Origin of the sequence: Paracraurococcus lichenis, assembly GCF_030657435.1 — a bacterium.
GTDB lineage: Bacteria > Pseudomonadota > Alphaproteobacteria > Acetobacterales > Acetobacteraceae > Paracraurococcus > Paracraurococcus lichenis.
Genome location: NZ_JAUTWS010000034.1, coordinates 16,042 through 31,203, shown reverse-complemented (window position 1 = coordinate 31,203; position 15,162 = coordinate 16,042). Strand labels below are relative to the sequence as shown.

General features: G+C 68.9%; 15 protein-coding genes and 1 pseudogene. 6 read left to right on the top strand and 10 right to left on the bottom strand.

What is annotated here, in order from left to right:
* Positions 1-182 precede the first annotated feature (182 nt).
* The 4 genes from Q7A36_RS25705 (at position 183) to Q7A36_RS25690 (ending at position 3,442) form a co-directional block, all read left to right on the top strand.
* The gene (locus Q7A36_RS25705; protein ID WP_305106622.1) at positions 183-686 is read left to right on the top strand and encodes a hypothetical protein; all 504 of its coding nucleotides are present in this window, start codon (positions 183-185) and stop codon (positions 684-686) included.
* An 82-nt stretch (positions 687-768) separates the two neighbouring features.
* A complete protein-coding gene (locus Q7A36_RS25700; protein ID WP_305106621.1) occupies positions 769-1,548 on the top strand; it encodes a hypothetical protein in 780 nt (259 codons plus the stop codon).
* Positions 1,545-2,132, top strand: coding sequence for a hypothetical protein (locus Q7A36_RS25695; protein ID WP_305106620.1), 588 nt, complete (start codon positions 1,545-1,547; stop codon positions 2,130-2,132). Before Q7A36_RS25700 ends, Q7A36_RS25695 begins: the two co-directional genes overlap by 4 nt.
* A 185-nt stretch (positions 2,133-2,317) precedes the next feature.
* Complete coding sequence (locus Q7A36_RS25690; RefSeq protein WP_305106619.1) at positions 2,318-3,442, top strand: LamG domain-containing protein; 1,125 nt, start codon at positions 2,318-2,320, stop codon at positions 3,440-3,442.
* A gap of 125 nt (positions 3,443-3,567) precedes the next feature.
* On the opposite strand, the gene Q7A36_RS25685 is transcribed toward Q7A36_RS25690, so the two are convergent.
* The 3 genes from Q7A36_RS25685 to Q7A36_RS25675 form a co-directional block, all read right to left on the bottom strand.
* Positions 3,568-3,837, bottom strand: a complete 270-nt coding sequence (locus Q7A36_RS25685; RefSeq protein ID WP_305106618.1) for a hypothetical protein — start codon at positions 3,835-3,837, stop codon at positions 3,568-3,570.
* A gap of 13 nt (positions 3,838-3,850) precedes the next feature.
* Positions 3,851-4,231 carry a hypothetical protein gene (locus tag Q7A36_RS25680; protein ID WP_305106617.1) on the bottom strand — a complete coding sequence of 127 codons (381 nt, stop codon included), beginning with the start codon at positions 4,229-4,231 and terminating at the stop codon, positions 3,851-3,853.
* A gap of 165 nt (positions 4,232-4,396) precedes the next feature.
* Complete coding sequence (locus Q7A36_RS25675; RefSeq protein ID WP_370655708.1) at positions 4,397-4,810, bottom strand: 5-formyltetrahydrofolate cyclo-ligase; 414 nt, start codon at positions 4,808-4,810, stop codon at positions 4,397-4,399.
* 159 nt (positions 4,811-4,969) lie between these two features.
* Here Q7A36_RS25675 and Q7A36_RS25665 point away from each other — a divergent pair, with 159 nt between their 5' ends.
* Positions 4,970-5,332, top strand: coding sequence for a hypothetical protein (locus Q7A36_RS25665; RefSeq protein WP_305106616.1), 363 nt, complete (start codon positions 4,970-4,972; stop codon positions 5,330-5,332).
* Positions 5,333-5,671: 339 nt separating this feature from the next.
* Here the strand turns inward: Q7A36_RS25665 and Q7A36_RS25660 are convergent, their stop codons facing one another.
* The 7 genes and pseudogenes from Q7A36_RS25660 to glmM form a co-directional block, all read right to left on the bottom strand.
* Positions 5,672-5,800, bottom strand: a complete 129-nt coding sequence (locus tag Q7A36_RS25660) for a hypothetical protein (protein ID WP_305106656.1) — start codon at positions 5,798-5,800, stop codon at positions 5,672-5,674.
* Positions 5,801-5,959: 159 nt separating this feature from the next.
* A pseudogene (locus tag Q7A36_RS25655) lies at positions 5,960-6,581 on the bottom strand (ISNCY family transposase); the annotation flags it as partial.
* Positions 6,582-6,775: 194 nt separating this feature from the next.
* Positions 6,776-7,228: a response regulator gene (locus tag Q7A36_RS25650; RefSeq protein WP_305106615.1), complete on the bottom strand. Its 453-nt coding sequence runs from the start codon at positions 7,226-7,228 to the stop codon at positions 6,776-6,778.
* A gap of 690 nt (positions 7,229-7,918) precedes the next feature.
* On the bottom strand, positions 7,919-8,920 hold the full coding sequence (locus Q7A36_RS25645; protein ID WP_305106614.1) for an NAD-dependent epimerase/dehydratase family protein: 1,002 nt from the start codon (positions 8,918-8,920) through the stop codon (positions 7,919-7,921).
* Between the two features lie 202 nt (positions 8,921-9,122).
* Positions 9,123-10,946 carry a glutamine--fructose-6-phosphate transaminase (isomerizing) gene (gene glmS / locus Q7A36_RS25640; RefSeq protein ID WP_305106613.1) on the bottom strand — a complete coding sequence of 608 codons (1,824 nt, stop codon included), beginning with the start codon at positions 10,944-10,946 and terminating at the stop codon, positions 9,123-9,125.
* The gene (gene glmU / locus Q7A36_RS25635) at positions 10,946-12,271 is read right to left on the bottom strand and encodes a bifunctional UDP-N-acetylglucosamine diphosphorylase/glucosamine-1-phosphate N-acetyltransferase GlmU (protein ID WP_305106612.1); all 1,326 of its coding nucleotides are present in this window, start codon (positions 12,269-12,271) and stop codon (positions 10,946-10,948) included. The genes glmS and glmU overlap by 1 nt, the downstream gene beginning before the upstream one ends.
* A complete protein-coding gene (glmM, locus tag Q7A36_RS25630; protein ID WP_305106611.1) occupies positions 12,268-13,719 on the bottom strand; it encodes a phosphoglucosamine mutase in 1,452 nt (483 codons plus the stop codon). The genes glmU and glmM overlap by 4 nt, the downstream gene beginning before the upstream one ends.
* An 894-nt stretch (positions 13,720-14,613) precedes the next feature.
* Between glmM and Q7A36_RS25625 the strand changes: the two genes are divergently transcribed.
* Positions 14,614-15,153 (top strand): hypothetical protein, encoded by a 540-nt coding sequence (locus Q7A36_RS25625; RefSeq protein ID WP_305106610.1) that lies wholly within the window; start codon positions 14,614-14,616, stop codon positions 15,151-15,153.
* Positions 15,154-15,162 lie beyond the last annotated feature (9 nt).

Here is a 15,162-nt window from a genome sequence, read left to right as displayed (position 1 = left end):
GCCGCCGCACGGACCGGGAGCAGTGAGCTGAAGGGTGACTTGGTCTGTCGGAACTCATTGCGGCTACGGCCTGTCGCGTTTCCGACGCGGACGCGCGCGGGATCACCAACTTTTCCGAAGCGCATGGGACGCGCCTGTGACGCGGACCTGACGCGGCGCGTGTCGCGGTGCGGAGCGGCGCCATGAGCGTCGATCGGACTGATCCCTTGCTTGCGCAGATGCGGGATGCGGTGCGCGTCGGAGGGGGGCGGCGATCGAGGCTCTCCATCTGGATGGCCGAGCATGAGGCCGAGATTGCCGACATCATCACGGCATATGGCGCCGATTGGGAAGCCTGGGCGACGCTCTGGGTCGGCACCGGGCTGCTGGGTGCGCCGAAAGGATGGGGCGAGGACGGTCCTGTTGGCGTGGCGTCGCGGCGCCGGGCGGCGGAAACGGCACGGCAGACCTGGCTGCGGGTGCGGCGGCGCAGGCGAGTAGGACAGGGCGCGGGCAAGCCGAAGACAATTGCGCCGCGGCCCGATTCGGCGGCGGAGGCGGGCGGCAGGCGCGACATGCAGGTCCTGCTGTCGCGGAACGTGGACGCTGCGCACCTGGCTGGCCTGCGCCCGGGCGAGACGCCGGAGGAGGCGGTGGCCCGACGACTGGCGGCATTCGACCGTGAGCTGAAGGAACGAAGCCGATGAACGCGGACCAACACGCGGCGGCGCTGGCGGCGCACGTCGCCGTCAACCGGACGATGCACCGACCAGCGCGGGGAGACATGTCATGAGCGACGCTCCATCCACCGCACGGCGTGTGCCGACTGGAAAGAAACTGCTGGTGCGCTTCGGCCGCGGCCGGCTGGGCGGCACCACCTATCTGGATGCGCTGGCGCAGCGGGCGCGCCTGGCCGGGCGCGAGGTGATCCTGCTGGACGCCGACGTGCGCAATCCCTCGCTCTCGCGTCTCTACCCGGAGGCGCGGGTGCCGGCCGGGGCGGCACCGGGAGACTTCCGCGCCGCGATGCTCGCCGTGCTGGACGAGCTGGCCGGGCGGCCAGGGCCGGTCTCGGCGCTGGTCGATATCGGCGGCGGGCAGGACCGGGCCATGATCGAGCTGCTACGCGACCTGAGCCTGTCCGAGTTCTGCCACGACGCCGGTGTGCTGCCGGTCGGGGCCTACATGCTCGGGCCCGACCTCGACGACCTCGCGCATGCGGTATCGGTGCGCGAGGCACAGCTGCTGGAGGGCGGGGCGACGCTGCTCGTCATGAACGAGGCCATCGTCGCCCGTGGGCAGGATCCCGAGGCGGCTTTTGCGCCGGTGCGCAGCCAGCCGGCCTTCGCGGCCTGGCTGGCGGCAGGCGCGAGACCCGTGCTGGTGCGCAACCTCACGGTGCTGGACAAGGTGCGCGCGCTGGGCCTCCCGCTCGGCGAGGCGCTGGTGGGCCACGCCGATGAGGGCGGCGGCAGCCTCGGCTTTACCGAGCGCTGGATGCTGAAGGACTGGTTCCGCAAGCTCGAGGAGCGGCATGCCGCGGCGGACGCGCTGGAGTGGCTGCCATGACCGGCGCGGCGGCGGTCGGCCCGGGACGGTTGGTGGCCTGGCTGGAGCGTCGCACGCCCGCCCAGCCCGCACCGGCGCGCGAGACCGCCACGCCACGGCCGGCGCCGGCCGTGGGCGAGGGCGTCGAGGCCAGCGTTGCTGCCTACTGTGACCGCGCCGGCATGCCGGCCGACGAGCCGGTCCGCCTGGCGCTGGTGGCCGTGGCGGCCGTGGCCGACCGGCTCGACGACGCGGCCTCCCGGGTCGGCCGCGAGGCGGCGCGACAGGCCGCGCTCGGCGCCGCGCAGGAGATGCGCACGGCAGCCGCGCGGCTGGTGCGCGAGGTGCGGTGGCATCGTGGGCTGCTGCTGACAGCACTGCTGCTCGCTGCGGCCGGGGGCGGCTGGTGGGCGGGGCGGCAGATGCCGCAGCCGACCCTGGCTGGGCGGCTCTCAGCGGCGCAGGCAGAGACGCTGCGCTGGAACGACCTCGGCGTGCTGCTCGAAAGCTGCGCTCGGCAGTCGGCCCAGGCCGGGCGCGAGTGGTGCGCCTTCACGCAGGGCTGGTGGCTGTCGCCGCCGCCCGCACCGAAAGCAGGGAGGTGATCATGCGCCCACGCGATGCCACACCCCGACCACGGCGCGTTCGGGCTGCCGTGCTGCGCGACGGCGCCGCCGGTGCCCTCGCCGCTTGGCAGGCGATGACCATGACAGGACCGGCTGCACCCGCTGCCCCGGCCGTACCTATGGCGCCGTCGAGCAGCGCCGTGAGCGCTTGGCACAGCATGACGATGACCCAGTCGAGCGCCTTGCCGCCTCTGCCGTCCGCCGGCCCCGCCTGGCAGCCCGGTACCGCGGGCGGCTTCACGGTAGGCAGTCCCGCCGCCGGCGCGGGTGCCTGGGCCTCGCCCATCACTGGCAGCTACGCCGGCATGGGTGCGGCAACCGCGCCGTTGCTCGAACACCCGACCCAGTTGCCCGGCCTGCCGCCGGCACCGAACGTGCCCAGCACCGCTGTGGCGCCGCCCAGGCCACCGACCGACACCGAAGCCCTGGCGATCGCCGGCTATGACCCCTCCTTGTCCCCACAGCTGCCGCCCCCGCAGCCTGGTGACAGCCGTGGCCTGACCATCGACGAGAAGCGCTTCGTGCAGGGCAACGCGCTGCTCTCGGCCTCCTACCGCGATGGCCAGGCGGTCGCGCCGCGGCTGGCGGAGGCCGGCTACGTCGCGCCCGCGGAAGACCAGGGCGCCAGGCCCGGGATCCGCCTGGACGGCGGCACGATCCAGGTCACCGAGAGCTTCGATGGCGGCGTCGGGCTGTTCTCGCGGACCTGGGGGCCGGGCGTCGACACCAGCGTGCCGGGGCAGGTGACGATCTACCGCGTCAACGACGGCATCGAGCAGGACAGCGGCACCATGCTGCCGCCCACCGGCGCGACGGCCGGCTATGGCTACGGGCTCTACACCTTCGATCTCTCGACCACCGGCAGCGTCACTGGTCCCTATGCCCTGCTCTGGCCCGGCACGGACCGCTGGCCCGGGCCGGAGATGGACCTGCTGGAGGTCGATGCCGGTGGCGACGCCTATGCGACCCTGCATTGGCGTGGCGAGGACGGCAGTGCCAAAGGCAGCAACGAGTACAGCAGCCTCGCCATGCCCGGGGTCGAACCGACCGCGCGCAACACCTACCAGTATCTCTGGAGCCCCACCGAGCTCACCGTTTACGTCAACGGCATCAAGGTCGGCAGCTTCACCCAGAACGTGCCGCGCGACGCGACCGAAGGCGGCGAGAATGCCGCACCCGGCATCGGCATGCAGACCTGGTGGAGTGCGGACCGGCAGGCACCCTGCTCGGGTGTGTGCCGCGAGAACAGCCTCACGCTCTACGGCTTCTCCTACGAGAGCCTGCGATAGGCGAGGTGGGGACGATCTCGTCGCCAAGGAAATCGCGCTCTGCAACAGGTATCCCGGCGGCCCGTGTCGAGCCGTCCTCGCGCGCAGCGCATCGCTGGGACCGCACGCGAGGACGATGCCGCCGATCAGTGCCGGCCCTCCACCTCGGGCAGGACGGGGATGCAGAGCGCGGCCAGCGCGTGCGCAGCCTGATGGCCGGTGCAGACGTGGCTGACGCCATGCGCTCGGCAAACCCGGATCAGGTGCTCGGCTTCCATGGTGCGGCCGAGTTCGATGGCGACGAGGAGCCGGGCACTGGCGCGCCCGGTCCCGGTGGTGAGGTCCACCCTACAGGCTGCCGAGCGCAGGAAGTCGCTCGACAGCGTCACGGGCGGCAGGCTGGGGTTCGTGCCCATGTCCCTGCCTCCCCTACGCCGCTGCTGCGGGGGTGAAGGTGACACTGATGCCGGAGAAGGCGGCCAGCACCTCGGCCGCGGCTTTCCGCTCGGTCGCGTCGTGCGCTGCGGCGTAGTGCGGCGGCACGGCCACGACCAGGGTGAGGAAGGCGAATACGGCGGCGAAGGCCGCGTCCTCGCCCACCTCCTCGGCGAGCGGCAGCCACTCGCCATAGCGCAGGTGGTACGCCGCCCGGAACGCAGCGCCGTCGGCGATGACCTCGCAGCAGCGCAGGCCGGCCAGAACGAGGGCGATGTCGCCCGGGTGGTGTGGCGACGGGTGGTCGATGATCGTCACGCCCGGCATGGCGGCGAGACGGTCGCGGCTGGACTGGTCTATGGGGAAATGAGCCACTGTCCTGCTCCTGTGAAGCGGGGTGGTGGTCAGGGCCGGGTGTGAGGTGCCAGCCTCCTGCTCGGCCCGCTTCGCCTCTTCTTGCGAAGCATAGCAATAGTAACATGAATTACTGAACAGAACACATTAAGCCACGGTACGCTCTCAATTCGTAATTGGAGCCGGCTACAAACCGAATATTTCGGTCGACCGGCAATGCTCTTGTACCCATTCACCTGTGAGGCGCAGCACACTGACCATCAAAATTTCTTTGCGCTTCCGTAGTACGCTTTGCCGGTACTGAAGCAACCTCCAGCACTGCCGTTGAAGCTGTCCGCTCCTCCAGGATTGGGAACTGCCTGGCTGGGCTGAGGCTACGGGGTTCACACGGCCGCCGCCGTAGCCGAGCCGAAAGCCCTCGCCGTCGAAGCCCACCACGGGCGCGAGGACGAGATCGGGCACCACCGTCTCGCCGCCGGCCGGCACCCGGATGTCCCAGGGTTCTTCGACCGCACGCTCGCTGCCCTCTCGCCCCGGCCGTTCGCGGTCGGGGTCGGCTTCGCCGCCGCTCGCCTCGCCACGATCTTTCCGCAGCCGCACGACGTGCCGATGGACCTGGTCGTCACCGAGGAGGGCTGCGCCGTGCGCCGGGCCCCGTAAGCGGGTGCCGGCCCTGTGGCGCCGCCCCGCAGGGCCGTTGTTGGCCCTGCCCGGCCAGGAGCGATTGCCGGAGCTCCCGGGCCGCCCCAGCTTGCCGGCATGAGCGACGATTCCAGCCTCTTCACCCCGGCCGAGCGCGACCTGATCCGCCGCGAGTTCTGCCAGCGCTTCGGCCAGGACCCCTCGCTGGCCGAGGGCTTCTTCTTGCGCTGCTGGCGCACCGGGCCCAAGGCCGGCCAGCCCAAGGTGCCCAAGGCCATGGAGGGCCTGATCGCGCGCGGGCTGGTGGAGGTGTCATCTGAGGCACCCAACATCCTCGGCACGCGCGCCTACTTCACCCCGGCCGGGCTCGCGGTGCTGCGGCTGTTGCTGCAGGACCGCCGCGCCATGGACCCGGAGCGCTTCGGCCACCTCCGACGCGAGTTGGAGCTTGATCCGCCTGGTGAAGACCACGCGGCGTAGCGGGCCACAGGTCGGCGCCGGCAGCCTGCGCGGTAGCGACATCATGGCCGCCCTCGTCAAGGCTGTCGCGCTCCTTCATCGCCGCTTCCGCCCCGACCAGGGCGCGGTCGCACCATCTGCTCAGGCGGGCGACCGTAGTGACGGCGGCCAGCTTGCGCTGGACGGCGAAGCGCCGCTCCGGCCCGGCACCGGCCAAGGGGGCGCCAGCGTCAGCGTTCTGGGCGCACGCCGGCGCCGCCTTCGGGCTTGTCCTTGCGGTTCTGGTCCATGAGCTCGATCTCCGGTTGCGGTCGCCTCTACCACAGCCGGCTGTCTCATCGAACCGGGCCGCACCCCAGCCTACGGATCACGCGTATCCTCCACCGCACGCTCGATCCGCCGCACGCCACGCACGTGCTTCTTCAGCTCCTCCTTGGCATGCCGGTTGACCTCGAAGACCGGCAGCGCCGCCTCGCGCAGAAAGTGCAACTAGGGCGTGCCTGCAAAAGGAACGCGAAGGATCGGCGAGAGATTTTTCGCCCGGGCCAGGACGTGGCCGCAGCCGATGCTAGTGGCATCGGCAAGGCCGCGGACGCCGTCGGGGCGGAAAGGATCCGCCGAGACGAGCCGCAGCCCTTTGCAGACACGCCTAGCAGAGCTGGTGCAGCACTCCCGGTAAGGTCCGCTCAACCGCCCGGCGGATCGAGGTCTGGCCGTCGCTGACGATCCCTACCACCGGCACGCCCACCGCCTCCACCACGTCCCGCAGCAGCGAGGCGAGATTCGCGGCTGTACCGGACAGCAGGCTGCGCGCCAGCAGCACTTCTCCCGAGATGCAGTCGCGCACCACCCAGAGCACCTCGTGACCCACCTCCGACTGCAGGCCATCCAGCGCCAGGATCACGCGCCCCTGCTTCGCCAGCATCGCACGCAGCCGCCGACTGTCGGTCAGCGACGTCGCCAGCAGCTCATCGTAGCGGTCGAGCAGGTTGGTCACGCTCCGCTCGGCGATCTCCACCCCGCGCGCGCGCAGGGCTTGGTGGATCTCCGGCACGCTGTGGTGGTCGCGGTGACGCAGGACTCCTGCCAGCGCGATCACGTCCAGGCCAAACTCGTGCTTCGCCAAGGCCAGCGCGCCTTCCGCTTCAGGCCGCCAGGGATGGCCATAGCGCTCGCAGCCGACCCGCTCGCAACGCCGGATCTTCAGCCGCAGCCGCGTTGAGCCCGCCAACGTCACCAGCGTGCGCTGGTTCTCGTAGCGCACCCGCATCGGGCTGCCGCAGGCCGGACACAGCTTCTGCATCGGCCACAGCACGGTCTCCTGATCCGGTCGCTCGCGTGGGGATATCCTGGCCATTCACACCTCCCTGACAGGAAGTTCCTCTTCCCGGTCAGCAAGCAGCTAATCTTGCCGGCCTGGAAAAAGGGAGCCGACAGACACCAATACCGAGCGTTACGCGCCGGTCAGTAGGTGTAATCCGTGTCGCGGCGCCATTCCTTTGGCCAAGCACCGGTGCGAGCCTGCTCCATGACATCCAGTACGGCAGGAATGAGCTCGTCGTAGCCACCGGGTTTGTGGAGCCTCACTGTCGGCCAACCAAGGCCACGCAAGTTGGCCTCTGGTGCATCGCTGTCGAAGCCGGTGATGACCACCACAGGCAGGTCCGGGACGTGCTGCCGCAGAGCGCGGATGACACGCTGACCGGCGACGTCGCCGTCGAGAGACAAGTCTACGACTGCGACTGCGATCCGGCCTGCTACTGCGGCCTGGACCATGGCTTCTGTCTCATGTGCGGCGAAGATCGTATCGAACCCCTCCGCGGCGAGCAGACCATCGGCCAGCAGGGTTAGCAGGGCATCGTCTTCGACGATCAGCGCCAGTGGCCGTGCCCAGCCAATCATGTTGCTGTCTTGCATCAAGCGGAGATACCTAATTGCGTATAGATCTGCAATATATTCCAACTAGAAGTTTTGACTGTATCGGCCGACTCCTGGGAACAGCTCCACACTCACATGTGAGTGTGACTTGTAGTATACATGCAAGCTATCCCTTGGACGTCTCCTCCGCGATCCGTGCCGCAGCCTGGATGAAGTATCGTGGGTGAGAACAGGCCCAGTCCACCGCGACCGAAACCGTCGCCAGAGCCGCGTGAGCGGCTTGGCGGCATTAGTTCATCAGGTTCGCGCCAGCACAGGCCGCAGATCTCGGAGATGCGCAGGCCACCGAGGCAGCGCAGACGCAGCATGCAGTGATTGCACGGTCCTGCTCGCATTCAATTGCAATGCCGAATCGTATTATTTTCGATACATGACCGCTGCCGCTTAGCCCCAAACTCAAGCGGTGGCTCTGGCGCCCGCTTCCCGACCCTCTCGCCCGGGAGGCGGGTCGCCTCTCTTCTGAGAGACGCCCCGCGAGCCTTTTCGAGTGCAGGTTGCTCGACCAAAATCGTTTTGGTCCTTGCGGCCGCCCTCAGGCGGCTTGGCCGTCGCGCCAACACCTCGGTTCATACTCGCCTCACGGGTGAAAGGCCGATGGTGCAATCACCTGTGCCGGCAGCGCCAATCCAGCTCCGCGTGTGACCCGGTTTCAAACCACGCCGGCCGGACTCACGCCGGGTGGCGGGCCGGAGTTCCGGCGTGACACAGAACCGCCAGGCCATCGCGCAGCGAGGTGCTGGCCCGAACCTGCAAGGCCTCGGCGGCACCGCGCGGGTCGCCAAGCGAGGTACGGATATCGCCGCGGCGCGCCGGACCATGCTCGACCGGTACGGCGCGGCCAATGACCTCGCCCAATACCTTGACCAGATCGAGGACGGAGGTCGCCCGTCCCGTGCACACGTTGAAGACTTCAGCCTGGGGCCCCGGCATGTCCCGCAGACGGCGCATACCGGCGAGCAGGTGCTGCACCACGTCTTGCACGAAAACGAAGTCTCGGACCTGCCCACCATCGCCGTGGACAGTGATACCCTGCCCGGCCGCGATCCGGGCTGCGAAGATGCTGATCACGCCGGAATAGGGCGAGGACGGATCCTGCCGTGGCCCGTACACATTGAAGAAGCGGAACCCCATCGTCGGCACGCCATGCACGCCGGTGGCGACGCGGGCGTGCAGTTCGCTGCCCAGCTTATCGGCGCCGTAGGCGGTCTGCGGCGATGGCACGGCGCTTTCCTGAATGGCGGCGGCACTCTGGCCGCCGTAGATGGCGGCAGACGATGCGTAGACTACCGGGATGCGGTCTGCCTGCCGTGCCGCGTCGAGGACGCAGACCGTGCCGGTCTGGTTGACCCGATGGGTGCCGAGCCAGTCCTCGTTCGAGCGCACCACCGAGGCAATAGCGGCAAGATGGAATACCCCAGACATTCCCTGCACCGCAGCACGCATGACGACGGCATCGGCCACGTCGCCTTCGATCAGCTCAACCGCCGGATCGAGGTTATCGCGTCGACCGGTCGACAGATCGTCCAGCACTCGCACGCCGCAGCCCTTCTGCAGTAGTGCGTCGGCAAGATGCGAGCCGATGAAGCCGGCACCCCCGGTGATAAGAAATCGGTTCATGCATTGTCGCCTTCTTTGCAAACTCGGCAGGATTGGATCGGCCTGTCCGCTCATGAACGGAATGGCTCTGCTGCCGGCACCTGGCTCGCTTTGAGGGTAGGCGACGGGAAGGATCGACCTTCCCGAGCCGACTCTCCGGCTTAACCTCTTCCTCGCCCTAAAGGACGGAGATTTCCGACCGCTGGAGGGCGACGTTCCGCCCCGACCGCAGGATGTTCATAACCGCATTGGTGTCTCTATCGTGCCCACCGGCATCTCACTCCACCGTCACGCTCTTCGCCAGGTTGCGGGGCTGGTCGACATCGGTGCCCTTCAGCACGGCCACGTGGTAGGCCAGGAGCTGGACCGGGATGGCGTAGAGGATCGGCGTCGGAAGGGCGCCGACCTTCGGCAGCTCGATCACCCGCTCGGCGAAGCGCGACAGCGGCCCGACGCCATCGGCATCGGTGAAGGCCATGATCCGCCCGCCGCGCGCCGCCGCCTCCTGCAGGTTGCTCGCCGTCTTCTCGAAGAGCGGCCCGCTGGGGCAGAGCGCGATGACGGGGACGTTGTTGTCGATCAGCGCGATGGGGCCGTGCTTCATCTCGCCGGCGGCATAGCCCTCGGCATGGATGTAGCTGATCTCCTTCAGCTTCAACGCGCCCTCGAGCGCGATCGGGTAGAGGCTGCCGCGGCCGAGGAAGAGCACGTCCCGCGCCTTGGCGACCTCCGCCGCCAGCTCGCGGATCTGCGCGTCCCGTTCGAGGATCGCCGCGGCGTGGCTCGGCACCTCCAGCAGCGACTGCGTCAGCCGCCCCTCGTCCAGCGTCGTCAGCTCCCGCCGCTGCCGGCCGAAGCCGATGGCGAGGCAGGCGAGCACCGCGAGCTGCGCGGTGAAGGCCTTGGTGGAGGCGACGCCGATCTCGGGGCCCGCCACGGTCAGCACCGCCCCGTCGCTCTCCCGCGCCATGGAGCTCTCGGGCACGTTCACCACCGAGAGGACCTTCTGCCCGCCCTCCTTCAGCAACCGCAGCGCCGCCATAGTGTCGGCGGTCTCGCCGGACTGGCTGACGAGGATGGCGGCGCCGCCCTCGGGCAGCGGCGGGTCGCGGTAGCGGAACTCCGAGGCGACATCGGCATCCACCGGCAGGCGGGCGAGCTGCTCGATCCAGTAGCGGCCGACCTGGCCGGCGATGAAGGCGCTGCCGCAGGCGGAGATGGTCAGCCGCGGCACGCGCGTGGCATCGAAGGGCAGGCGCGGCAGGCGCACCTCCAGCGTCTTCGGGTCGAGGTACTGCCGCAGCGTGTCGCCGAGCACCGCGGGATGCTCGTGCAGCTCCTTCTCCATGAAGTGGCGGTAATTGCCCTTGCCCACCGCGGCGCCGGAGACGGCGGTGACCACCACCTTGCGCTCGACCGGGTTGTGCGCGGCGTCGAAGAAATGCGCGCCCTCCCCGTCCACCACCGCCCAGTCGCCTTCCTCGAGATAGGCGATGCGGCGGGTCAGCGGGGCGAGGGCCAGCGCGTCGGAGCCGACGAACATCTCGCCCTCGCCGAAGCCGATGGCGAGCGGCGCGCCCTGTCGGGCGCACATCAGCAGCTTCGCATGGCCGGAGAAGATGGCGGCGAGCGCGAAGGCGCCGTGCACGCGCTTCAGCGCCGATGCGAAGGCCTCTTGCGGGGCGAGGCCATGCGCGAGATAGTCGTCGACCAGCCGGACGAAGGTCTCGGTGTCGGTCTCGGTCTCGAAGACCGCGCCCTTCGCCTCCAGCTCGGCGCGCAGCTCGGCATGGTTCTCGATGATGCCGTTGTGCACCACGCTGACGCGGCGCGTGCTGTGCGGATGCGCGTTGCGCTCGGTCGGCGCGCCATGCGTCGCCCAGCGGGTATGGCCGATGCCGGTGGTGCCGGTCAGCGGCTCGCGCTCCAGCACCGCGGCCAGGTTGCCGAGCTTGCCCTCGGCGCGGCGGCGGTCGATATGGCCGTCGACCAGCGTGGCGATGCCCGCGCTGTCATAGCCGCGGTATTCCAGCCGGCGCAGCGCCTCCAGCAGCAGCGGCGCCGCCTCGGCCTTGCCCACGACCCCTACGATGCCGCACATCAGGAAGCGTCCTTCTTCTTGCCCTTGAAGCCCCGGCCGGGCTTCGTCGCCTGCCGCCCGCGCGCGATCGCCAGCGCGTCGTCCGGCACGTCCTCGGTGATCACGCTGCCGGCCGCGACCAGCGCGCGGTCGCCGACGCGCACCGGCGCGACCAGCGCGGTGTCGCTGCCGATGAAGGCGCCGGCACCGATCTCGGTCCGGTGCTTGTGCAGGCCGTCGTAGTTGCAGGTGATGGTCCCGGCGCCGATGTTGGAACCGGCACCGACCGTCACGTCGCCCAGGTAGCTGAGGTGGTTGGCCTTGGCGCCCTCGGCCAGGGTCGCCGCCTTCAGCTCGACGAAATTGCCCACATGCGCCCCGCGCCCCACCTCCGTCCCCGGCCGCAGCCGGGCGAAGGGGCCGATGATCGCACCGCTGCGCACCGTGCAGCCCTCGAGGTGGGAGAAGGCGCGGATCTCGACCTCGTCCTCCACCGCGACGCCCGGGCCGAAGACCACATTCGGGCCGACCGTCACGTCCTGGCCCAGGCTGGTGTCCCAGGAGAGGAACACCGTCTCCGGCGCCACCAAGGTCGCGCCGCCCGCCATGGCGGCCGCCCGCAGCCGCGCCTGCATCCCGGCCTCGAGCAGCGCGAGCTCCGCGCGGCTGTTGGCGCCGGCAAGCTCGGCCTCCTCGGCCTCCTCCGCCACCACCCGCCTGCCATCCGCGACGGCGAGGTCGACGATGTCGGTCAGGTAGTACTCGCCCTTGGCATTGTCGTTGCCGACCGCATCCAGCCAGCGGAAGAGGTCCTGCGCCGGCGCGCAGACCACGCCGGCATTGCAGAGACCGATCGCCCGCTCCGCCTCGCTCGCATCGGCCCATTCGACGATGCGCGTGACGTCGCCCGCTTCGTCCTGCACCACGCGGCCGTAGCGGCCGGGATCGGCCGGCCGCATCGCCAGCAGGGCAAGGTCCACCTTTGCTCGCGTCTCCACCAGACGCCGGATAGTTGGGGCGGTGATCAGCGGATTGTCGGCGTAGAGCACGGCAACGTCTCCGGCATAATCGCGCAGCAGCGGCGCGGCCATCCGCGCGGCATGGCCGGTGCCCAGCCGCTCCGCCTGCACGACGGTCGCATGCGGCGCCACGGTCTTCTCCAGCGTGGGCATCTCCGGCCCGACCACCACCACGATCCGGTCGAAGATCAGTTCGCAGGTGCTGATCAGATGGTTGATCATCGGCCGCCCAGCGACCGGATGCATCGCCTTGGGCAGGACGCTCCGCATGCGGGTGCCGAGGCCCGCGGCGAGGATAATGGCGGCGGCGGGTACAACCGGCGTCATGCGACGGACACCAGCGAGAGGACACCGCCTGGAGCTGTCTCCTGGTGACTCAACCCTCTGCCGGTCGGGGGCATGATGTCGGCCATTGCACGAGTGCGGAGCAGTGCGGCGAGGTTGTGCACCGTCTCCACAACCAGCGCTTCGTCTTCTGCTTCTGCCATCACACGGATCACAGGCTCTGTCCCACTGGCGCGGACCAATACCCGGCCGCCGGTGCCGAGCCGTGCCTCCGCTGCCGCGATAGCCTCCTGCACCTGCGTATCAGAGAGTGGCGAGATAGCCCCAGCGGGAAAGCGCACGCTCACCAGATGCTGTGGCAATGGCTGGAAGCGGCGGCAGACCTCGCTCGCCGGCCGCCCCTCCTGCACCAGCACGGCGAGAACCTGCAGCGCACCGATCAGCCCATCACCGGTAGTCGTGAAATCGCTCATGATCAGGTGGCCAGACTGCTCGCCACCCAGGTTGCAGCCAACCTCGCGCATCCGTTCTGCGACGTAGCGGTCCCCGACCTTTGTGCGTTCGAGGCGGAGGCCCATCCCCTGCAGATAGCGCTCCAGCCCGATATTAGACATGGTCGTCGCCACGACGGCGTCCCCCTGCAAGCGCTCCCGCTGCCTCCACGATCCCGCAATCAGTGCCAAAATCTGATCGCCATCCACGATCTGCCCTCGCTCGTCCGACAGCATCAAGCGATCGGCGTCGCCATCGAGCGCGATGCCAAGGTCCGCTCGCCGTTCCTTCACCAGTTCCACGAGGCGGGCAGGCGCGGTGCTACCGCAGTCCTTGTTGATGTTGAGACCATCAGGCGAGACACCAACGCTCACCACATCTGCACCCAGTTCCCACAGCACGGTGGGCGCGACGCGGTAAGCGGCGCCGTTTGCACAATCCACCACCACGCGCAAGCCAGCGAGGCTCAACCTTTTCGGGAAGCTCGCCTTTGCCGCCTCAATATAGCGGCCTGGCGCGTCCTCCAGCCGGCTCGCGCGGCCAAGGCTCGCGGGCGCTGCCAGCATCTCGGACAGGTCTCCGGCCATCAACGCTTCGATCTTGGCCTCCTGAGCATCCGATAGCTTCAGACCGTCGGGGCCAAACAGCTTGATGCCATTGTCCTCAAAGGGGTTATGGGACGCCGACAACATCACGCCGAGATCGGCGCGCAGGCTGCGCGTCAGCATGGCGATCGCCGGTGTGGGTAACGGGCCTACCAGCACCACATCCATGCCTGCCCCTGCAAATCCCGCGGTCAGCGCAGGTTCCAGCATGTAGCCCGAAAGCCGAGTGTCCTTGCCGATGACGACACGATGGCGGTGTCCGCCGCGGTTGAAGTAACGTCCGGCAGCCTGGCCAAGCCGCAGCGCCGTGATCGCATCCATTGGCGCACGGTTGGCAGTGCCGCGGATGCCATCGGTGCCGAAGAAGCGGCGCTCAGTGGTTGCCGAAGCCATCCATTGCTCCTCTCTGGTCGGTTCCGGTCTGGTGGCATTTCGTCGGCGTTTGCCGCCGGCTCGGCCGGCGGCAAACGCCCCAGCCGCGAGTTGCGAGTCTCGGTCGAGCGCGGCGTCCCGCATGGCCGGCGCTGAGGCCGGCCAATGGGCGCGGCGGCATGTCCGGCGACGCCATATCGTCGACGACGCCTCCGTCCCATGTGAGTGGTGCGGGACCTCCGCGCAGGTCGCACCAGGGCACCCCGGCGGGGGTGGTTCGCCATCCGATGGGGCCCTGCGACGGTCGGAGCGGCGTCTGACCTTTCGATGCTTCGCGCCGTGATCTCGCACCTGCGCCAGCCAATGGGGTTGCCACGAGCGTCAAGGGGTGAGGCGCGCCCACCGCCATCGACCTGCCGCTATTGCCGAAGAAGATCTCGGCAACCCGTGACCGGGTGAGAAGGCCGTCGTGGTTTCGGATGCTCGTCTGCTCCGCACCGGCATCCGCGCAGAGGAGCAAGTCGCCGCTGGCCTGACCGTCGGCGTCCTGGTGGCCGCTCAAGCTGCCGTTGGCGGGTGCGGTGCCGGGGAAGCCGGGCGATGCATGCCAATGCGCGATCCGCCCGTATGCGGTGCAGAACACGCCGAAGCCGCTTCTGACAGGGATACGAAACCCCATGGTTCGCTTGATGCCGCTTGGCTGAGGTGGAGTCGCACTGCGCGTCGCACCTAACCCAAAGAGTAGAATTATTTTTCCAATATGAAACCAAATCGTCCGTCTCTCACCATATCGTTACATATTATATTGTATGCTGTGCTGGAGTTCTCACCGGCTGGCCACCTGGTCACGCTCGACGCCCTGCACCGCCAGAGGAAACCTTCGAGCTCGCCGCAAAGTTCGGCGCCGACCTGACCATGCAGGTCAAGGACAACCAGCCCACCCTGCGTCAGCAAGCCAAGGACCTCTGCGCCAGCGCCACCCCGCTTTCCACGGCCAGTCGCCGTGATCGGGGGCGCAACCGCCAGGAGGAGCGCAGCGGCGCCGTCTTCAATGCCGCCGCCGCCTTCACCGACACCGAGTGGGCGTCCCTCATCGGTGCCGTGATCCGCATCGAGCGCGACGTCCTCACCCGCAGCGCCAGGACTGGTCTCTGGACACGCTCCTCCGAGGCCGCCTTCTACCTCGCCACCACCGCGATCCCAGTCATTCGCGCCGCCTCTGCCATCCGGGACCACGGGAAGGTTGAGAACACCTCGCACGACGCCCGCGACGTCACCATGGGCGAGGACCGCTCCCGCATTCGCTGCAGTCCGGGTCTCTTCGGCCGCCGCCGCAGCTTCGCCTTCGGCATCCTCGAGGCCAACCGCCGAAGCTCACTCCTGCAGGACCGCTACCGCGCCGCCATCGGTGGCGTCGATGACCTCCTCGACCTCCGCAACATTCCACAGCCTTGAACAGCCGTG